Genomic DNA, 21,254 nt, shown 5'->3' on the forward strand with positions numbered 1-21,254 from the left:
AATTAGTAAAAGGAGTTTGATTATTAACAATTTTCAGTTTTTCATTTCTGCTAATAAATAGATGTGAATCATTATGTAATAAGGCGCCGGGTAATAGTCCTATCTCAGTTAAAATCTGGAATCCATTACATACACCTAAAACGGGCTTACCTTCACTGGCAAAACGTTTCACTTCGCTAATAATTGGAGCGACACTTGCCATAGCCCCTGAACGTAAATAGTCACCAAATGAAAAACCACCTGGAATTAATACCCCGTCAAAACCTTTTAAAGATGTTTCACGATAATCTACATATTCAGCTTCTGCACCTGTTTTAATAGCCGCATTATACATATCTCTATCACAGTTAGATCCTGGAAAAACGAGAACTGCAAATTTCATATTATGCATTCTCCTTTTCATCAACAATTTTATAACTATATTCTTCAATAACCGTATTAGCAAATAACTTTTCGCTTAATGTCGTAATAATATTATTTACTGCTTCCTCTGTAGCTTCATCAACAGTCATATATAATACTTTACCTACTCTAATGTCATTAACTTGTTTATAACCTAAGTCATGCACAGCACGATTTAATGCTTGACCTTGTGTATCCAATACCTGTGGTTGTAATGTAATGTGAAGTTCAATTGTTTTCATTATTTTAGTTCCTCCAATTTATCCAAAAATGTTTGATACGTATCTATTAAAGAACCAGTATCATTTCTATATACATCTTTATCGAAATTCGTATCTGAATATTTATCCCAAATACGACAAGTATCTGGTGAAATTTCATCCGCTAATAAAATATCACCATTTTCTGTTTTTCCAAATTCAACTTTAAAATCTACTAATCTTAAATCCATTTCATTCATTAATTGAATTAATACTTTATTAATATTTTTAGCCATATCTTTTAATGTCTTAATTTCCTCATCATTAGCAATATGAAGTAATTTGACATGATCATCAGTAATCAATGGATCATTTAAATCGTCATTTTTATAAAAGAACTCTACAAGTGGTTCATCAAATACATGGCCTTTTTCAAAACCTAAACGTTTCGTAATAGAACCTGTCGCAATATTTCTTACAACTACTTCTAGTGGTATAATCTTTACTTCTTTAACTAATTGCTCAGTTTCAGAAAGCTGTTTAATAAAATGGCTTTCAAGGCCATGTTTATTTAAATATTCGAAAATAATTGAAGTAATTCGATTATTTAAACGTCCTTTCCCTTGCATCTTATCCTTTTTGGCGCCGTTACCTGCTGTGACTTCATCTTTGTATTCAACTCTCAACTGATGTACTGTTTCAGTTGAAAATACTCTTTTTGCTTTACCTTCATAAAGTAATGACATTGATTATTCTCTCCCTTTAAATTGTTTCAACATTTCATTTTCAGTTTCATTAACATTATTTGTAAGAATGGTCATATGCCCCATTTTTCTATCCGGTTTTCGTTCTGTTTTTCCATAGATGTGGACATGCCATTCAGGATGATCTCCAAATTTATCTTCTAATAAGTCTAAATCGCGTCCTAGTAAATTCATCATCACAGCTGGTTTTAAAATTTCAATCTCTTGAGGTAAATCTTGACCAGTTACTGCTAAGATATGTGTATCAAATTGAGAATAATCACATGCTTCAATCGTATAATGTCCAGAGTTATGTGGTCTCGGTGCAATTTCATTTACATATAAGTGATTTGATTTATCAATAAAGAATTCCACGGTAAAAGTACCAACAAAGTGAACTTTTTCGATTATTTTATTTACTTCTTTTCTCGCTTCTTGCTCTTTATCGCATCTAGCTGGAATAATAGTTTTAAATAGTATTTGATTACGATGCTCGTTTTCTTGTAGTGGGAAATAAGCAATTTGTTTTTGATTACCAATCGTTACAGTTAAAGATACTTCTCGATCGAGATCTAAAAATTTTTCTGCCACACATTCATGTTTTGAAACAAGTACTTTAGCTTCTTCAACATTGGAATCATTTTTCACTAAAATTTGTCCTTTACCATCATATCCACCAAAACGTGTTTTTACGATAAATGGATAACTTAATGTTTCAATTGCTTGATTCAAATCTTTTTCATCTTTTAAAGATACATAAGGAACAATTTTCGTACCTGCAGATTCTAATGTTTGTTTTTCAGTTAAACGATCTTGTAATAATTCAATTGCTTGATAACTTTGAGGAATGTTAAATTGTTGAGTTAGTTGCTTAAGTTGTTGAGCAGATATATTTTCAAATTCATAAGTAATCACATCTGATTGTTGACCCAATTTGTTTAAGGCTTCTTCATCATCATACTCTGCCGTGATAAAAACATCTGCTACTGATTTACATGGACTATCTGGATTAGGATCTAAACACGCTACATTAAAGCCCATTTTTTGGGCAGATTGTGCCATCATCTTACCTAATTGTCCTCCACCAATAATACCAATTGTTGCTCCGAACTTTAATCTATTGAAGTTCATCTTGCATTTCGCCTACCTTATCTACTAAAGATTGTTCATATTGTTCAAGATGTTTACGAACTGAATCATTTCCAATACTTAAAATTCTCGCTGCTAAAATACCAGCATTTTTAGCCCCAGATTTACCGATTGCCGTTGTAGCAACAGGAATTCCACCAGGCATTTGAACAATAGACAATAGTGAATCTAGTCCTTTTAAACTTTTAGATTCAATAGGTACACCGATAACAGGTAACGTTGTCATTGAAGCAACCATCCCAGGTAAATGTGCTGCACCACCAGCGCCAGCAATAATAACGTCATAACCGTTTGTACGTGCTTCACTTGCAAAATCAAACATTAACTTTGGCGTACGATGTGCTGACACTACTTTCTTTTCATATGGTATTTCAAATTGTTCTAACATTGCACAACTTTCTTGCATAATCTTCCAGTCTGAGGAACTACCCATAATGACTGCTACTTTCACTTTGTACACCCTTTCAAAGTTTAAAATATAAATCTTATTAGTTGTATATTACACGTATAGCATACCAAGTATAAGAGTTAATTTCAATCAAAAATCGAACTTTATCTATGTTTCTTAACTTAATTTACGCTTTTTAGCTAAAATTTGACGTTTTTATACCTTTAAAGTTAATCTATAGACAGATGTTTAATAAACAAGGAGGAATTTTTTGTGGTTGCAAAAATTTTAGATGGGAAACATATTGCAAAAGATTATAGACAAGGGTTGCAAGACCAAGTTGAAATTTTAAAAGAAAAGGGATATACACCAAAATTATCCGTTATTTTAGTTGGGAATGATGGTGCAAGTCAAAGCTATGTTAATTCTAAAAAGAAAGCTGCTGAAAAAATAGGGATGATATCTGAAATTGTTCATTTAGCTGAAGATACTTCTGAAGAAGACGTATTAAAAGAACTAGATCGTTTAAATAATGATGATTCGGTAAGTGGCATTTTAGTCCAAGTACCTCTTCCTAAACAAGTTAGCGAACAAAAAATTTTAGAAGCAATTAATCCAGAAAAAGACGTTGATGGTTTCCACCCATCAAACATTGGTAAATTATACATTGATGAACAAACGTTTGTCCCTTGTACACCATTAGGAATTATGGAAATTTTAAAACATGCAGATATCGATTTAGAAGGTAAAAATGCTGTCGTAATTGGCCGAAGTCACATTGTAGGTCAACCCGTGTCTAAGTTATTATTACAAGCAAATGCGACAGTAACAATCTTACATTCACGTACTAAAGATATGCATAGCCATTTAAAACATGCAGATGTTATCGTCAGTGCAGTAGGTAAACCTGGATTAGTTACTAAAGACGATGTAAAAGAAGGCGCAGTGATTGTGGATGTAGGTAATACTCCTGATGAAAATGGCAAACTAAAAGGTGACGTTGAATTTGAAGAAGTAAAAGAAATTGCAGGTGCTATTACTCCAGTACCAGGCGGTGTAGGTCCTTTAACTATTACGATGGTTTTAAATAATACATTATTAGCTGAAAAAATGCGTAGAGGCATTGAATAATTTAAATTCAAACGTTTATTATTAAAAAAGAGAGAGACATAATTTCAAATTAATTATGCCTCTCTCTTTTTTTAATAATATATTACATTTATACTGAAACACTTAATTTTGGAACAAATGTTTCATAATGAATATGTTCTTGGCTTACGCCTATTTCTTTTAATACTTCAATCACTGATTGAATAAATTTAGCACTTCCACAAACATATACTTCACTATCATTATTCACATAATTTTCAAGAGTTTCTTTAGTTAAATAACCTTTAGCTTGTCTATCATATAATTCATATTTCGCGTTGTCGTAGCGTTTTGAAATATCTTTTAAATGAGAAGTGAATGGTGTATCGTTAACGTCTCCAGTTACTTGAATAAACTGTGCATGATTTCCATTTTCAGCTACTTTATCAAACATTGAAACAAGTGGTGTGACACCAATACCCGCACCAATAAATACTTGTGGTTGATTTTGGTTAACCACACCAAATGGACCTACTGGAGCTGATAAGTTAATATCATTTCCTTCTTTTAATTCATCATGTAAAATAGTTGAAACTTCACCTTCATGGTCTGTAGATACATCACGTTTGACAGCAAAAGTTAAATGATTGTTATCGCCACTAACAATTGAATAGTGACGTTTTGCACGATAAGGCATTTTTTCACTACTTACATCAACTGTAATATATTCTCCTGGTGTAAATTGACTTAAATCATATTTATCTGATACTACAGTAAAGGATTTAATATCAGATGAAAGTTGTTCAATTTTTTCTATTTTAAATGGTTGGAAACCTTCCCATAACATTTTACTATAAATATCTTTTTCAACTTGAATAAATACATCAGCAATTTCTTGATATGCTTTTTTCCAAGTTTGAATAATAGGATGACTATCTTCTAATCCTAAAACAGCTTTAATTGCTTCAATTAAGTTTTCTCCTACGATATCATATCCAGCTGGTGGTACTTGCAACGCACAATGTTTATATGCAATTTCTTTAACAACTGGCAAAATATTTTCTAAATGCTCAATATTAACTGCAGCTGCTAATACACTTTGAGCTAAAGCAGTAGATTGGAATCCTTTTTGTTGATTAGTTTGGTTAAACATATTTTTTAACTCTGGATGTTGTTGGAACATTCTATTGTAAAAATAAGAAGTGATCTCTGTTCCTCTTTCTTGTAATACTGGAACAGTTTCTTTTACAATTCCTTTTTCTTGTTCTGTTAACATTCAAATCCACTCCTACTTAAAATTATATGTGTAAAATATATTTATTTACTACAAATATATTTTAGTACAATACTTATTATAATGTAATATAGATTTTTTTAAATTCACAGAACTTTCATTTTACATAAATTTAATATTTATTTATCTTAAGTTCATTTAAATTTAATCTTGAATAAGCTATATTAAGACTATAGTATGATGTTAAAAATCAGAAATTAAAGTATAGTTAAATTATTCAAATGACTTATTACATTCGGAGGTTAACGTAATGAATAAACTCATACAATCTCTTTCAGCTCTCGGTGTCTCCGCTACTCTTGTGACTCCAAATTTAAGTGCAGAAGCTACTTCAAATCATACTCCACAGCTTAAAGGAGTAAACGATATTGTTATTGAAAAAGGTCAAGATTATAATGTATTAAATGGAATTAGTGCCTATGATAAAGAAGATGGTGATTTAACACATAAAATTACAGTTGATGGTCACGTAGATACGTCAAAAGTAGGTACATATAAAGTAAGATATAATGTCATCGACTCAGAGGGAGCCGAAGAATCATCAACACGTTACATAAAAGTTAAATAAATGTGTCAATTTTCTGAAAAAGACGAGATGAATATCTCGTCTTTTTTATTTAATTTTTATTGTAAACGCTAGAATTGATAATGTTTCTCAAATGTAACGAACAATTTTCTATTTTTGACATTTTTCACAGAATAGACACATAATTTTAACAAACCTTACATTCCCCGTCATTCCTATTGTTACTAGTTTTTTCCTATTTATTATTGTAATTTTTTTCTAATAAGGTCTTGTAAATATCGCGTAATAAACTAAAATTAATGGTAAGCCCTACATTTGTAGTATTAGGAGGTCAAAAAAGTGTCAAAATTTAAGTCGTTGCTTCTTATGTTTGGCACACTAATTTTACTTAGTGGTTGTTCAAACATAGAAGTGTTTAATGCAAAAGGGCCAGTAGCAAGTAGTCAGAAGTTCTTGATTATTTACTCAATCATCTTCATGCTTGTTATTGTTGCTGTTGTACTTACTATGTTCGCTGTTTTTATTTTCAAGTATAGTTACAATAAAAATGACGAATCTGGTAAGATGCACCACAATTCTTTAATTGAAACAATTTGGTTTGTGGTACCAATCTTAATCGTAATTGCTTTAGCTATTCCAACAGTTAAAACATTATACGATTACGAGAAACCACCTGAAAGTAAAGAAGACCCATTAGTTGTCTATGCAGTTAGTGCCGGATATAAATGGTTCTTTGCTTATCCAGAACAAAAGGTTGAAACAGTGAATACATTAACTATTCCTAAAAACCGTCCAGTTGTATTTAAATTACAATCTATGGATACAATGACTAGTTTCTGGATTCCTCAATTAGGTGGTCAAAAATATGCCATGACTGGCATGACAATGAATTGGACTTTAACAGCCGATCAAACTGGTACATTCAGAGGACGTAACTCTAACTTCAATGGTGAAGGTTTCTCTCGCCAAACATTTAAAGTTCACTCTGTAAACCAAAAAGATTTCGATGCTTGGGTTAAAGATGCTAAAAGTAAGAAAACTATTAGCCAAGATGAGTTTGATAAACAAATCTTACCAAGTACTCCAAATAAAGAATTAACATTTAGTGGTACTCACATGGCATTTGTCGATCCTGCAGCTGATCCAGAGTATATCTTCTATGCATATAAACGTTACAACTATACTCAAAAAGATCCTAACTTCGTTGCTGAAAAAGATCTTTACAAAGATGTAACAGATAAACCTCAAAAACCAGCTCGTAAGGTAACAGTTACAAATGTCAACTATCCTCGTCATGGTATGAAGCCAATGATTTTAGGCAACGATGACCCTTACGATAGTGAGTTCAAAGATGAAGAAACTCACAACGCTAAGGAAATGGAAAAAATCAATAAAGGAGCTAAAGACGAGAATGCGTCTAAAGCAGATAATGATCATGGAGGTGAACATTAATGAATTTTCCATGGGATGAATTACTCGTTAAAGGTAACTGGATGATTACTATGGCACAAATTGGTGCCCCATTCTTAGTTATCGGTTTAATCGCAGTAATTACTTATTTCAAATTATGGAAATATCTATACAAAGAATGGTTCACATCCGTAGACCATAAAAAAATCGGTTTAATGTACTTAATTTGTGCAGTATTAATGTTCGTTCGTGGTGGTATTGATGCGTTATTACTTCGTACTCAATTAACTATTCCGGATAATACTTTCTTGGAATCAAATCACTATAACGAAATTTTTAGTACGCACGGCGTTATCATGATTATCTTTATGGCTATGCCATTCGTTTTCGGTTTATGGAACGTTGTTGTTCCTTTACAAATTGGGGCTCGTGATGTGGCATTCCCTGTAATGAACAACATCAGCTTCTGGTTATTCTTTGTTGGTATGATTTTATTTAACCTATCATTTATCGTAGGTGGATCACCAGCAGCTGGTTGGACAAACTATGCTCCACTAGCAGGAGAATTTAGTCCTGGTCCAGGAGTTAACTACTACTTAGTAGCAATTCAAATTTCAGGTATCGGTACTTTAATGACAGGTATTAACTTCTTTGTAACAATACTTAGATGTAAAACACCTACTATGAAGTTTATGCAAATGCCTATGTTTACTGTAACTACTTTTATTACGACATTAATCGTAATTTTAGCATTCCCAGTATTCACAGTTGTTCTTGCTTTAATGACAGCTGATAGAGTATTCGGAACTCATTTCTTTACAGTAGCAGATGGCGGTATGCCAATGTTATGGGCAAACTTCTTCTGGGTATGGGGGCACCCTGAAGTTTATATCGTTATCTTGCCTGCATTTGGTATTTATTCAGAAATTATTCCAACATTTGCTCGTAAACGTTTATTCGGTCACCAAAGTATGGTGTGGGCAACTGCTGGTATCGCGTTCTTAAGTTTCTTAGTTTGGGTTCACCATTTCTTCACAATGGGTAATGGTGCTTTAATTAACTCATTCTTCTCAATCTCAACAATGTTAATCGGTGTACCTACCGGAGTTAAATTATTTAACTGGTTATTAACATTATATAAAGGACGTATTACTTTTGAGTCACCAATGTTATTCTCATTAGCCTTTATCCCTAACTTCTTATTAGGTGGGGTTACTGGTGTAATGTTAGCAATGGCATCAGCTGACTATCAATATCACAACACTTATTTCTTAGTAGCTCACTTCCACTATACATTGGTTACTGGTGTAGTATTTGCCTGTCTAGCTGGTTTAATCTTCTGGTATCCTAAAATGATGGGTTACAAATTAAATGAAAAATTAAATAAATGGGCATTCTGGTTATTCATGATTGGATTTAACGTATGTTTCTTACCACAATTCATTCTTGGTTTAGACGGTATGCCACGTCGTTTATACACATATATGCCATCTGATGGTTGGTGGTTATTAAACTTCATCTCAACTATCGGTGCATTAATGATGGCAGTCGGCTTCCTATTCTTAGTAGCAAGCATTATCTACAGCCACATTAAATCTCCACGTGAAGCAACTGGAGATAACTGGGATGGTTTAGGTCGTACTTTAGAGTGGTCAACAGCTTCTGCTATTCCACCTAAATACAACTTCGCAATCACTCCAGATTGGAATGACTATGATACATTTGTTGATATGAAAGAACATGGTCGTCATTTCTTAGACAATCATAACTACAAAGACATTCATATGCCTAACAACACACATACTGGTGTATTTATGGGTATATTCATGTTAGTTGGTGGTTTCTTCTTAATCTTCGAATCTATCATTCCATTCCTAATTTGTGTAGCTGGTATCTTCGGAACTATGATTTATCAAAGTTTCGTACAAGATCACGGTTATCATATTCCAGCTTCTGAAGTTGCTGAAAACGAAGCACGTTTAAGAGAAGCACGTATTAAAGAAAGGGAGGCTGTAGGTCATGAGTCATGATACAAACACTATTGATTCACGTACGCATGAAGGTCAATTGAATAAACTTGGCTTCTGGATTTTCCTTACAGCCGAATTTGCATTATTCGGTACCCTATTTGCAGCGTTATTAACGTTGCAACATGGGGGCGGTTACGGTGGTAAATTGACAACTGAATTGTTTGAATTACCACTTGTCCTAATCATGACATTTGCCTTATTAATCAGTTCTTATACTTGTGGTATTTCAATTTACTACTTACGTAAAGAAGAAAAAGGTAAAATGATGTTTTGGATGATTTTAACAGTAATCCTTGGCTTAGTATTTGTCGGATTCGAAATTTATGAATTTGCACATTATGCTTCTGAAGGTGTAACACCTAAAGTAGGCTCTTACTGGTCAAGTTTCTTCATCCTATTAGGTACACATGGTGCCCATGTTTCATTAGGTATCGGTTGGATTATTTGTTTATTAATCCAAGTAGCAACACGTGGATTAAATAAATTTAATGCTCCAAAATTATTTATAGTAAGTTTATACTGGCACTTCTTAGATGTTGTATGGATCTTCATCTTTACTGCCGTATATATGATAGGGATGGTGTATAGCGGATGAACACAATCGTAAAACATACAGTTGGCTTTATTGCTTCAATCGTTTTAACGTTATTAGCAGTTTTTGTAACTCTATACACAAACATGACATTCCATGCTAAAACAACAATTATCTTTGGTTTTGCTTTCATCCAAGCTGCATTACAATTATTAATGTTCATGCACTTAACTGAAGGTAAAGATGGACGTTTACAATCTGCCAAAGTTATCTTTGCGATTATTATTACTTTAATCACAGTTATTGGTACTTATTGGGTTATGCAAGGTGGACATTCTAGTCACTTATAATTCAATTTCTACCTTTCTTAAAAAGCCTGTACGAGTTTTTTAACTTGTACAGGCTTTTTGTTTTGTTTATATTAATTACTTCTTTGTGTATGATAGATATAAGAAAAAGTAAAAATCTTTGGAGGTGTATTCATGTCATTACCTATTATTATTGATACTGATCCAGGTATAGATGATGCAGCAGCAATCGCTCTTGCATTATCTCATACAAAATTTGATGTCAAAATGATTTCTACTGTAAATGGAAATGTAGGTGTTGAGAAAACCACAGCGAATGCTTTAAAATTAAAAGCCTTTTTCAACAGTGAGGTCCCTATTCATAGAGGAGCTTCTCAACCATTAATAAGTGAAATACAAGATGCTAGTCATATTCATGGAGAAAGTGGTATGGATGGCTATCAATTCCCTACAATTTCTACTTCAGATTTAGCGTCTTCTCATGCTGTAGAAGCTATGAATGAGATATTAAGTCATTCTAATGAACCTATTACTCTTGTAACTTTAGGCCCTTTAACAAATATAGCTCTACTTTTTAATACGTATCCTGAATGCAAAAACCATGTTAAAGAAATTATTATGATGGGTGGTAGTACTGGAAGAGGTAATGTTACTCCCCTAGCTGAATTTAATATTTATTGTGATCCTGAAGCAGCTCATATCGTTTTTAATGCTGGTTTACCTTTAACGATGATTGGCTTAGATTTAGCGCGTCAATCATTATTTACTCATTCTTATTTAGACACTCTTAAAGATAAAAACAACACAACACAAATGTTGTATCATATTTTCCAACACTATCGCGGTGAAGATTTTAAAGAAGGAATAAAACTATATGATGCATTTACGATTCTTTATTTACTTGATCCTAAGAGTTATGAAATTAAAGAAGCAGATGTGCAAATTGAATTACAAGGGTCACTGACTCGTGGTGCTACTGTAGTTGATTTTGAATCTTCCTATCCTAATTGTTCTGTAGTCGTATCAAGTATAAATGAACATTATAAAACAATATTTTTAAATACTTTAAAAAATTAAAGGTCGAAACAATTAATGTTCCGACCTTTTAATATTTAATTTTACTCTTATTGATAATAAGATTGTTGAGATTGTTGATTTAGTATTTTATGATAAATATATGAGATTCGATTTTCATTTGTTACTTTAGAATTATCACCTATATTTGAAGCAAGTACGATGACATAATGTTGATTGAAATAGACGGTAAATATTTGTCCATAGAATACACCATTAATTCTGTTATATTGCGGTGTAACATAAAATCCGTAACGATAAGATTCAGGATATGCTGTTGTTCCTAATTGCTGAGTCAGTGGTATTGACACTGATTCACTAAAAATATTATTATTTTTTAAATTATTTACTAAATGAGCCATATCATATGTTGTCATATATAAATTACCCGCTCCATAATATTGAGCTAATATATTTGGTTTCATAGCAGTTAATTTACCGTCAATCATTTTATATCCTGTAGCCATATATTTTTTATATGGTTTTTCATTAAAGAAAGCACTATGTTGTAAACTAAATGGTTGTGCTAAATCATCATAATAATTCGCAGCATAGGGTTTATGTGTGACTACTTCTATTACTTGAGCAAGCACTAAGTAATTAGCATCATTATATAAATGTTTATGATAAAATTTTTCATCAATTCCCCTTGCTTGTATTGCATGTACTGCACCATCAAGACTTTTAGTTTTAGGAGAAGCTTCAAATTTATATAGCCCACTTCTATGTAACATTAGATCTTTTAAAGTTATCTTTTTTGTCGTTTCAAACCAAGGTAAATATTTAGTGACAGAATCATTTATATTCACTTTATTTTCATTTTCTAATTTTTTTAGAATTAATCCAGTTGTAAATTTCTGTGCGGAACCAATTAAATACATTGTATTTGGTGAGTTTTTAGTTTTATGATGAAAATTTTGATAACCGTATCCTTTATTCAACTTTAATTTACCATTTTCAAGAACTGTAACTGCCCCATTAAAATGAATTGCTTTTAAATATTCATCAATATTTTTGATATGTGGTTCTTCGACTTCAATTATCTTTAAATGTGGCAATTTCGATACATGATAATCTCTTTTTTGTAAATACGTTTTATTATCATTAATTTTGTTATATTCTGTATCTTTATGATTTGTTTTATATACTTTCATTAAGAATATAACGAATAATGTTACTAAGATGATTAAAACTATGATTAATGTTATTATTTCTATTCTTTTTTTCATTTGCTGCCTCATTACAATTTAATAAAAATTATTAACTCTACACTATTTTATTAATTTTTTATTCTTTCAATAAATTATATTATATATTATTCCCCCTAAAATATCATCTTTAATATATCTTACTCCGACTATTTTTTATTACATCATTCTTTAGACCGATAAAGTAAATTTTCAAGCCTGCTTCATTGTAAATAAAAGTTTTTAAACATTATCTTTTTATATTAAAATTAAGTTGTAATTTTAGCCAATTAGTAATACAATTTATGGCTATGGGAGTAATAATTATTATTCTTTTATATTAAAATGGTATGATTAAATTATTAACTTATTTTTTTAATAAATACGTATAGGAGCACATAATTATGAATCGTTTTTTAAAATATTTTATGATGCTATTAACATTATTACTTATTGTTGTTCCTGTCATTTTTATTGTCAATTTATATCATCATTCTGAGAATGCTTTGCAATCTTCATATAATAAATCTGATGCAAAACGTCATTCTACTTTAAGAAATAGCAAAATAAACCCTTCTAAAAACGCTATATCAATATTATTTCTTGGGATAGACGATAATGAAGGTAGACGTAAAAATGGTCAAACGACTGAACATTCAAGAACTGATTCAATGATTTTAGCAACACTTAGTCCAAATAAACAACAAATCCGTTTATTAAGTATTCCTCGTGATACAATCAGTTATATTCCTAAAGTAGGTTATTACGATAAAATCACACACGCACATGCCTATGGAGGTCCTATTGCTACTATGGATACTGTTGAAGCCACACTTAATGTCCCTGTCGACTATTATGTTCGAATTAATATGGATGCCTTTGTTCAAGCAGTAGATAAATTAGGTGGTATTTATTACGATGTACCTTATGATTTAGATGAACCTAACACAGATGATACTGGAAGAATCAAAGTTAAAAAAGGGTATCACAAATTAAATGGTGATGAAGCTTTGGCTGTAGCACGCACGCGTCATCACGATTCAGATTTGAAACGTGGCGAGAGACAAATGGATTTAATCAAAATTTTATTTCAGAAAGCAAAAAATTTAGATTCATATGACAGACTAGATGAACTCGTTCAAATAGTAGGTAAAAATGCTAAACATAACCTAACAACGGAAGAAATTAAATCGATAGCTTCAATTTATTTATCTGATAATATAGACTTTAAAAAGTCTCAACTTAAAGGTGACAATGATTATTTAAATGGTATCTACTATTATCACCCTAGCATTAAGAGCATATTAAAATATTCAAATTTATTGCGTTCTGATTTAGGACTATCTAAAATAACAGATAAGAATGATTTATTGGATGAAAGAGTCATTAAACATTATGGCAATCTAGTACCGTTAACACCTATTGATTCGTTTCTGTTAGAAAATAGTCAAAAAGATACCACAACAGATGAAAACTCTATTCAAAATAATGATACTAACCCTTCTACGCAATCACAATCAGAACAAAATCCATCTGATAGTACTATGGTTCAGCAAGATCAAACGAGTAATCAAGTCAATAGCAACAATCCAGACAACTCAAACGACTTCAACAATCAAAATGAAATAAATCAATTATATTAATTTGAGAGGAGCACGTAGAATGTCACGCAAAACATATGAAAAAATTGCTAATATTAACGGTATGTTTAACGTATTAGAACAACAAATTATTCATAGTCAAGACATGGCTTTATTCAGAAGTGAATTCTTTTATGTTAATCATGAACATCGTGAAAACTATGAGGCATTATTAGTATACTATGGTGAAAATTCAGTGAATCCAATTGTAAATGGAGCTTGTTACATTGTTGCTTTACCTGAAATTTTTAATAAAGTAGATGTATTTGAATCTGATTTACCCTTTTCTTGGGTATATGATGAAAATGGAATTACAGAAACAATGCAAAGCATTAGTATTCCTTTGCAATATTTAATTGCAGCTGCTTTAGAGGTGACAGACGTTAATCTTTTTAGACCTTCAGGTTTCACTATGGGTATGAATAACTGGAACATCGCACAATTAAGGATCTTTTGGCAATATTGCGCAATTGTTCGCCAAGAAGCATTATAATTTATTACTCCTTTTTACTTTTTAGTAAAAGGAGTTTTTTTTCTATATTTAAATAATATAAAATGATTCTATACAATGATTGAGTTTATTTAATTTAAGAGAGTAGGTAAATGTCACATGTTTAGAGAAGTAATTAATCAATCTATGCTTTCTGACTGTTTTGAAATTAGAAAGTCAGTTTTTGTAGAAGAGCAAGGGGTTCCATTAGAAAACGAATTAGATGCATTTGAAAATACTTCTACTCATATTATTGGATATCACGATAATCATCCATTTGCTTGTGCACGATTTCGTCCATATGAAGATGGTATAAAAGTAGAACGTGTAGCAATTTTAAAACCTTATCGCAATAAAGGATTCGGTAAAACATTAATGAACACGATTGAAAGTATTGCAAAACGAAAACATCATCATAAACTTATTTTAAACGCACAACTACAAGCTAAACCGTTCTATGAAAAACTAGGTTATGTTAGTATTGGTCTTCCTTTTCAAGAAGAAAATATTGTTCATATTAAAATGTATAAAATAATTTAAATTATATTTTTCGATACTTGAATTCCATTTACACCAGCTAGATATTTTTTAAAAACAAAATTAAATTTAGTTTACAAATTAGTTAAAAATAATTACTCTTACTTTTCTTGACGTTATAATAAAAAAGTAAATTAAAAAAGGAGCAACTATTATGTCGAAAAAATTTAGCTTTAAATTCCCATCAATGATCGCCCTTACTTTATTTGGTGCAGCATTTACTACACATCATGCTGAAGCCTCTGAAAACAAACAAGAGGCTGCTAATAATGTAATCGATGATCAACAAAATATTGAAAATGCCAATGTAGCTAAACATCAAGTCAGTAATGCAGCTCAAAATATCTCTGGGGTGCAAACTTACCAAGACCCTACATTAGTAAAATCAAATACTACTAATAATACATACACATATGATGCAAAATTAGATCACTTAAATCAATCAGCGTCATCTCAAAATAACTCAACGCGTTCTAATACTAATGATACACTTAAAAACAATGATACAATTTCAAATTATCAATCTGATAATACAAAACATAATAATAATGAAGTAGCTACTACCTCTACTACTTCAACTGATTCAACTAAATTAGTTACATCAGCAGAGTCTAATAATAAAATAAATTCAAATCATGTAACTACTGAAACACAACCAACTCATAATGAAAGTGCTCAAGTTTCAAATACACAAAAGTTAAATACAGATGAGCCTAAAACAACATTAAATAACGTAGATAGTCAAAACAATAGCATATCAAAAACTCAATCAAGCACTACTTTCGTTAATAATAAGCAACAAAAAGTAGATGATGATACGACAACGACAAATAATGACAATAATAAAGTATCAACATCTTCTACTTCTACTACTGAAAGTGACAGTACGTCTAACAATTTATCAAATAAATCAGACAACACTACAGTTAACAATGAAGATACTACTCTTCAAAATAATAATACTCAAACTTCACCAATGCATAATACTTTAAAAGTACGTGCATACAGTGCAGCTTTAAATAATACTAATGTTAATAATAAAACTACAACTTCAACTCAATCAAATGATGCATCTGTCTCTGACTCTACATCATCAGTGTATAAAGGTATCGGTGGAAAAGGTGGTCCAGCTACAGTAAGTACATATTCAACTACTTCTTCACTACCAAAATATGTACCACAAGTTAAATCTTCAATTAATAATTATATTCGCTCAAATAATTTGAAAGCTCCTTCGATTGAAGAACATTATACATCTTACTTCCCTAAATATGGGTATCGAAATGGAGTAGGAAAACCTGAAGGCATCGTCGTGCATGATACTGCAAATGACAATTCAACGATTGAAGGCGAAATTAATTATATGAGAAATAATTATACAAATGCGTTTGTACATGCATTTGTAGATGGAAATCGTATTATTGAAACTGCCCCTACTGATTATTTATCTTGGGGAGCTGGACCATATGGAAATAATCGTTTTATTAATGTTGAAATTGTTCATACACATGATTATGCTTCATTTGCACGTTCAATGAATAACTATGCAGATTACGCTGCTACACAATTACAATATTATGGATTAAAACCAGATAGTGCTGAATATGATGCTAAAGGAACAGTATGGACTCATTATGCTATTAGTCGTTATCTTGGAGGTACAGATCACGCTGATCCACATGCCTACTTGAGTAATCATAATTATAGTTATGATGAATTATATGATTTAATTAACGAAAAATATTTAATTAAAATGGGTAAAGTTGCACCATGGGGTACAACATCTACAAATAATTCAACTCCTACTACTAAACCAAGTGTAAATAATAAAAAATTAACAGTAACATCTAATAATGGCTTAGCTCAAATTAAATCAGATAATAGCGGTCTTTATACTACTGTATATGATTCTAAGGGAAAAACAACGAATCAAGTTCATAATACTTTAGCAGTTACAAAATCTGCACAGCTTGGTAAAGACAAATATTACCTAGTATCCGATTATAATAGTGGAAAATTATATGGATGGGTCAAACAAAATGAAACGATTTATAATACTACTTCTTCTAAAACAAAAGTAAATAAATCGTATACTATTAAACCTGGAACGACACTATACACGGTTCCATGGGGTAATTATAATCAAATTGCTGGAACAGTATCTAAATCAAATCAATCTCCATTTAAAGCGAGTGCATCACAACAAGTAGGTAAATCAACTTATGTATATGGTTCAGTAAATGGTTTAACTGGTTGGGTAAGTAAATATTATTTAAATGATATTCAAAACAAAGCGGATACAACTAATGTACTTAATGTTTCTCAATTAAATAACACTTTAGGACAAGTAGCTAAAAAAAATAATGGTGCTTACACAACAGTATACGACTCATCAGGAAAAATAAATCCTTCTATTAACGGTAATACTTATCGTGTAACTAAAAAAGCGACATTAAATAATAAAAACTTTTATTTGATTTCTGACTTTAATGGTAATCAATCACACGGTTGGATTCCTTCATCAGAAATTAATATTCAAACTACAACACCTATAAATGATGGTATTAAAAATTACAATATCAAAGGAAATAGTAATATATATGAAACACCTTGGGGCAGTTCGTCTCAAATTAAAGCAACTGTTCCTTCAAAGGGAGATATTCTAAAATCTATAGATGCTTTAAAAGTAGGCTCAAATACGTATCTTCACGGTGTTATCAATAATGTTTGGGGCTGGATTTTATCAGACGATGTTCAAACTGTAAAAACGAGTCAAAAAACAAGTAGTGTTCAAACTGTTTCAAAAATTGCTCAAGTAAATTCAACAAATGATGGTATACGTTCAAGTATTTACGATACAAGTGGTAAGCATGCAAAGCAATATGCTAACAAAACATATGTTGTAACTAAAGAAAAAAAATTAGATGATAATACATATGTTTTATTATCTAATACTTCTGGAAATACCCCATTAGGTTGGTATAATGTTAAAGACTTAAATATTAAAAATTTAGATAAAGAACAAAAAGTGAAAGGTACTTATACTGTCAATCAAAATAATAAGGGCTTGTATACGATTGCTTGGGGCACTAATCAACAACGATTAGATAAAAACAACATTGCTAATCAAACTTTCACAGCTTCTAAATCGACAATTGTTGATGGTAAAACGTATTTATACGGTACAGTTAATAATCAAACAGGTTGGATTGCATTAAAAGATTTAACTAACGCTTCATCTTTCGATACAGTAGAAGACTATAACGATGATTTAGTTATAACTAATGGTAATAGTTTTTACTATGACGACCCTACTTCAGCTAAAGGGTACTCACTCAAGCCATTTAATGAACAAATTTTTCAAGTTACAAAACGAAAAGTAGTAAATGGTATCACTTGGTATTATGGTAAATTAAGTAATGGTAAATCAGTATGGATTAAGAAAAGCGATTTACAACAACAATTAGTTAAACTATCTAAAAACTATAGAACACTTGATGATGTCACTAAAATTCAACAAAATGTTTACGGTGCACCACCACAAGTTCAACGTAATAATAGCGGTTGGTCAAATGCAACGTATAGTGAAATTAAAAATGCGATGAACGCGAAAACACTTGCTAAACATCCAACTTTAAAATATCAATTTTTACGTTTAGATCGTCCACAATCATTATCTGTAGATCGTTTAAATCGACTACTTAAAGGTAAGGGAATGTTAGAAAACCAAGGTCAAGCATTTGCTAATGCTGCAAAATTGACAGGTGTTAATGAAATTTACTTAATTGCTCATGCCTTACTTGAAACGGGTAATGGCCAATCTAAACTTGCTAAAGGTGCAAATTTGGTTAATAATCAAGTCGTTTCTAATTCCCCTATTAAATACTATAATGTATATGGTATTGGTGCTTATGATTATGCACCACTTGTAAATGGAATTAATTACGCAAAACGATCTGGCTGGAATAGTATTTCTAAAGCTATTATTGATGGAGCTAAATTTATTGCTCAAGATTATATTAAATCTGGTCAAAATACACTTTATAAAATGCGTTGGAATCCTGATCAACCTGGTACACATCAATATGCTACTGATATTAATTGGGCAAATGTGAATGCTGAAGGTTTAAAATACTTATACGATCAAATTAATTCAGTTGGTAAATATTTTGAAATACCAGTATTTAATCAATAATACTACTTGGGAGTGAAACTGAATTCAGTTGCCCTTCAGTTATCGCCTACCCATACGTAAAAGAATCTGAGACACTTATTTCTGTCTCAGATTCTTTTTTGCTCTAAATTTTATATTTCATACAAACACCCATCTTATTGTACTATGTTATAAAGAACAATAAGATGGGTGCTATGTTAGATATAAAGATGACGACTATTAAGTTTATTTAAAAGATGATTCAAATTATTGATTTCCTCTTCTGTTAAACATTGACATCTCGCTTCGATTAATTCACATCTTGCTATATTGATTTGTTTAATTAAATCTCTAGCTTCAGTTGTTAAACATAAATCCTTACAACGTAAATCTTCGTTTGACTGTTGACTTGTAATATAACCTTTATGAACTAATTTCTTTATCCAACGAGATACAATGGACTGCTCTCTACTAATCTTCATTGTTAAATCATATTGTGATAATCGATCATAGTTATAAAGAATTCTTAATAATTCCAGTTGGTCATTTGTTATATCAGTCCGTTGGCCAAAGCGTCTATTTACTAAATTAAGATCATTGTTTGTTAGGGTAATAAGTTTTTCTAGTTGATTATACATAGCTGTTCTACTCCACTCTAGTAATTGTTTATATTATAAAGTTAATTTTATAATTAGACAATACTATTCAATAAATTGACTAAATTCATTTTAATAATATGATATTATCTATTCATTATACACGATTTCTAATTTTTCTATTTAAATTGAGAGAAAATGAGATTTTATTAATTAAATATTATAAATAAAAATATGATATGATAATTATATTCTATTTCAAAGTAATGAGGTCATAATACTTTGAATGATTATATTTAGAGGTGTAAATATGAAATTAACTTTAAATTCAAATTCTAAGTTTTTAAGAGCGCCAAGTATCCGACAGTTTTCAAGTCGAATAAAAAATATTGACGACTGTGTTAATTTAACTATTGGCCAACCTGATTTTCCAATGCCTGATGTGGTTAAGCAAGCATATATTAATGCAATAAGTGAAGATAAAACAAGTTATTCACATAACAAAGGTCTTACTGAAACGCGTCAAGCGATTAGTCAATATTTTAAACGTAGATATGGATTTTTTTATAGCGAAGAAGAAATTATTGTTACAAACGGTGCAAGTGAAGCGTTAGATACATCGCTAAGAAGTATAATCGAACCTGGAGATGAAATTTTAATCCCTGGTCCTATTTATGCCGGATATATTCCATTAGTTGAAACTTTAGGTGGTAAACCTATTTATATTGATACCACACATTCTGACTTTAAGGTAACACCTGAGCTAATTGAAACTTACTTTACTAATCAAACTAAAGCAATTTTATTAAATTACCCTACTAATCCAACTGGTGTTATATTAGAGCGCTCAGAAGTTGAAGCCCTTGTACATTATTTAAAAACTAAAGAAATATTTATTATCAGTGATGAAATATATGCTGAAAATACGTTTACAGGAACACATACTTCTTTCGCAGAATATGAAGAGATACGTGACCAACTATTACTCATTGGTGGCTTAAGTAAATCACATTCAGCGACAGGCATCCGTATCGGTTTTTTAATCGGTCCTGAATATTTAATTGAAAAATTAACTTTCATGCATGCATATAACTGTATTTGTGCTAATGTCCCTGCTCAAATTGCTTGTATCACTGCATTAAATGAGGGCTTAGAAGCACCAAAATATATGAACGAAGCTTATATTGAACGCCGTGATTATTTAAAAGCTAAATTGTTATCTCTAGGATTCGAACTTGAAGCTCAACCTGAAGGTGCATTTTATATTTTCCCAAGTATTAAACGATTCACTAATAATGATTTTGACTTTTGTGTCAATGTACTGGAAGAGGCACATGTTGCGATGGTGCCAGGCTCTTCTTTCACAGATATAGGAAAAGGCTATATTCGTATTTCTTATGCTTATGAAATGAACGTCTTAAAAGAAGGTATGCGTCGTTTAGAATTATATTTAAAAGAACACTATCCTAATGTGTTAGATAATTAAAAAAAACGCAAAATTGACTA

20 protein-coding genes are annotated in these 21,254 nt (G+C 31.0%); 12 read left to right on the forward strand and 8 right to left on the reverse strand.

Annotated elements, in window-relative coordinates; all coding sequences use genetic code 11:
* The 5 genes from purQ to purE form a co-directional block, all read right to left on the reverse strand.
* Window positions 1-382, reverse strand: a 382-nt coding sequence (gene purQ, locus HMPREF2647_RS02390) for a phosphoribosylformylglycinamidine synthase I (RefSeq protein ID WP_070859469.1), incomplete at its 3' end; no start/stop codon positions are given.
* A gap of 1 nt (window position 383) precedes the next feature.
* Window positions 384-644: a phosphoribosylformylglycinamidine synthase subunit PurS gene (purS, locus tag HMPREF2647_RS02395; RefSeq protein WP_048682723.1), complete on the reverse strand. Its 261-nt coding sequence runs from the start codon at window positions 642-644 to the stop codon at window positions 384-386.
* Window positions 644-1,348 (reverse strand): phosphoribosylaminoimidazolesuccinocarboxamide synthase, encoded by a 705-nt coding sequence (purC, locus tag HMPREF2647_RS02400; RefSeq protein ID WP_019835351.1) that lies wholly within the window; start codon window positions 1,346-1,348, stop codon window positions 644-646. Before purC ends, purS begins: the two co-directional genes overlap by 1 nt.
* Window positions 1,349-1,351: 3 nt before the next feature.
* Window positions 1,352-2,476, reverse strand: coding sequence for a 5-(carboxyamino)imidazole ribonucleotide synthase (gene purK / locus HMPREF2647_RS02405; protein ID WP_019835350.1), 1,125 nt, complete (start codon window positions 2,474-2,476; stop codon window positions 1,352-1,354).
* A complete protein-coding gene (gene purE / locus HMPREF2647_RS02410; RefSeq protein WP_002448044.1) occupies window positions 2,463-2,945 on the reverse strand; it encodes a 5-(carboxyamino)imidazole ribonucleotide mutase in 483 nt (160 codons plus the stop codon). The genes purK and purE overlap by 14 nt, the downstream gene beginning before the upstream one ends.
* Before the next feature lie 210 nt (window positions 2,946-3,155).
* On the opposite strand from purE, the gene folD reads away from it, so the two are divergent.
* Entirely contained in the window at window positions 3,156-4,013 is an 858-nt protein-coding gene (folD, locus tag HMPREF2647_RS02415; protein WP_049415319.1) for a bifunctional methylenetetrahydrofolate dehydrogenase/methenyltetrahydrofolate cyclohydrolase FolD, read from the forward strand.
* An 88-nt stretch (window positions 4,014-4,101) separates the two neighbouring features.
* On the opposite strand, the gene HMPREF2647_RS02420 is transcribed toward folD, so the two are convergent.
* The gene (locus tag HMPREF2647_RS02420; protein WP_070859471.1) at window positions 4,102-5,247 is read right to left on the reverse strand and encodes a globin domain-containing protein; all 1,146 of its coding nucleotides are present in this window, start codon (window positions 5,245-5,247) and stop codon (window positions 4,102-4,104) included.
* 268 nt (window positions 5,248-5,515) lie between these two features.
* On the opposite strand from HMPREF2647_RS02420, the gene HMPREF2647_RS02425 reads away from it, so the two are divergent.
* The 6 genes from HMPREF2647_RS02425 to rihC all read left to right on the forward strand — a co-directional run bounded on the left by HMPREF2647_RS02425 (window position 5,516) and on the right by rihC (window position 11,148).
* On the forward strand, window positions 5,516-5,833 hold the full coding sequence (locus HMPREF2647_RS02425) for a DUF5011 domain-containing protein (protein ID WP_017175775.1): 318 nt from the start codon (window positions 5,516-5,518) through the stop codon (window positions 5,831-5,833).
* A 297-nt stretch (window positions 5,834-6,130) separates the two neighbouring features.
* Entirely contained in the window at window positions 6,131-7,243 is a 1,113-nt protein-coding gene (gene qoxA, locus HMPREF2647_RS02430; protein ID WP_017175776.1) for a cytochrome aa3 quinol oxidase subunit II, read from the forward strand.
* Window positions 7,243-9,231, forward strand: a complete 1,989-nt coding sequence (gene qoxB / locus HMPREF2647_RS02435) for a cytochrome aa3 quinol oxidase subunit I (protein ID WP_017175777.1) — start codon at window positions 7,243-7,245, stop codon at window positions 9,229-9,231. The genes qoxA and qoxB overlap by 1 nt, the downstream gene beginning before the upstream one ends.
* On the forward strand, window positions 9,221-9,826 hold the full coding sequence (gene qoxC, locus HMPREF2647_RS02440) for a cytochrome aa3 quinol oxidase subunit III (RefSeq protein ID WP_017175778.1): 606 nt from the start codon (window positions 9,221-9,223) through the stop codon (window positions 9,824-9,826). The genes qoxB and qoxC overlap by 11 nt, the downstream gene beginning before the upstream one ends.
* Window positions 9,823-10,113, forward strand: a complete 291-nt coding sequence (gene qoxD, locus HMPREF2647_RS02445; protein ID WP_002448242.1) for a cytochrome aa3 quinol oxidase subunit IV — start codon at window positions 9,823-9,825, stop codon at window positions 10,111-10,113. The genes qoxC and qoxD overlap by 4 nt, the downstream gene beginning before the upstream one ends.
* Window positions 10,114-10,245: 132 nt before the next feature.
* Window positions 10,246-11,148, forward strand: a complete 903-nt coding sequence (gene rihC, locus HMPREF2647_RS02450; protein ID WP_017175779.1) for a ribonucleoside hydrolase RihC — start codon at window positions 10,246-10,248, stop codon at window positions 11,146-11,148.
* A gap of 47 nt (window positions 11,149-11,195) precedes the next feature.
* Here rihC and HMPREF2647_RS02455 read toward each other — a convergent pair whose 3' ends face one another.
* On the reverse strand, window positions 11,196-12,374 hold the full coding sequence (locus tag HMPREF2647_RS02455) for a serine hydrolase domain-containing protein (protein WP_070859473.1): 1,179 nt from the start codon (window positions 12,372-12,374) through the stop codon (window positions 11,196-11,198).
* 362 nt (window positions 12,375-12,736) lie between these two features.
* Here HMPREF2647_RS02455 and HMPREF2647_RS02460 point away from each other — a divergent pair, with 362 nt between their 5' ends.
* The 4 genes from HMPREF2647_RS02460 to HMPREF2647_RS02475 all read left to right on the forward strand — a co-directional run bounded on the left by HMPREF2647_RS02460 (window position 12,737) and on the right by HMPREF2647_RS02475 (window position 19,194).
* Complete coding sequence (locus HMPREF2647_RS02460) at window positions 12,737-13,975, forward strand: LCP family protein (protein ID WP_017175781.1); 1,239 nt, start codon at window positions 12,737-12,739, stop codon at window positions 13,973-13,975.
* A gap of 19 nt (window positions 13,976-13,994) precedes the next feature.
* Window positions 13,995-14,465: a DUF2538 family protein gene (locus HMPREF2647_RS02465; RefSeq protein ID WP_002448219.1), complete on the forward strand. Its 471-nt coding sequence runs from the start codon at window positions 13,995-13,997 to the stop codon at window positions 14,463-14,465.
* A gap of 117 nt (window positions 14,466-14,582) precedes the next feature.
* The gene (locus tag HMPREF2647_RS02470; RefSeq protein ID WP_017175782.1) at window positions 14,583-15,002 is read left to right on the forward strand and encodes a GNAT family N-acetyltransferase; all 420 of its coding nucleotides are present in this window, start codon (window positions 14,583-14,585) and stop codon (window positions 15,000-15,002) included.
* 151 nt (window positions 15,003-15,153) lie between these two features.
* A complete protein-coding gene (locus tag HMPREF2647_RS02475) occupies window positions 15,154-19,194 on the forward strand; it encodes a glucosaminidase domain-containing protein (RefSeq protein ID WP_070859475.1) in 4,041 nt (1,346 codons plus the stop codon).
* A gap of 176 nt (window positions 19,195-19,370) precedes the next feature.
* Here the strand turns inward: HMPREF2647_RS02475 and HMPREF2647_RS02480 are convergent, their stop codons facing one another.
* Window positions 19,371-19,790, reverse strand: a complete 420-nt coding sequence (locus HMPREF2647_RS02480) for a MarR family transcriptional regulator (RefSeq protein WP_070859477.1) — start codon at window positions 19,788-19,790, stop codon at window positions 19,371-19,373.
* A gap of 268 nt (window positions 19,791-20,058) precedes the next feature.
* Between HMPREF2647_RS02480 and HMPREF2647_RS02485 the strand changes: the two genes are divergently transcribed.
* Window positions 20,059-21,234, forward strand: coding sequence for an aminotransferase class I/II-fold pyridoxal phosphate-dependent enzyme (locus HMPREF2647_RS02485; protein WP_019835348.1), 1,176 nt, complete (start codon window positions 20,059-20,061; stop codon window positions 21,232-21,234).
* Window positions 21,235-21,254 lie beyond the last annotated feature (20 nt).

Source organism: Staphylococcus sp. HMSC035D11 (genome assembly GCF_001836075.1).
Taxonomy (GTDB): Bacteria; Bacillota; Bacilli; order Staphylococcales; family Staphylococcaceae; genus Staphylococcus; species Staphylococcus hominis.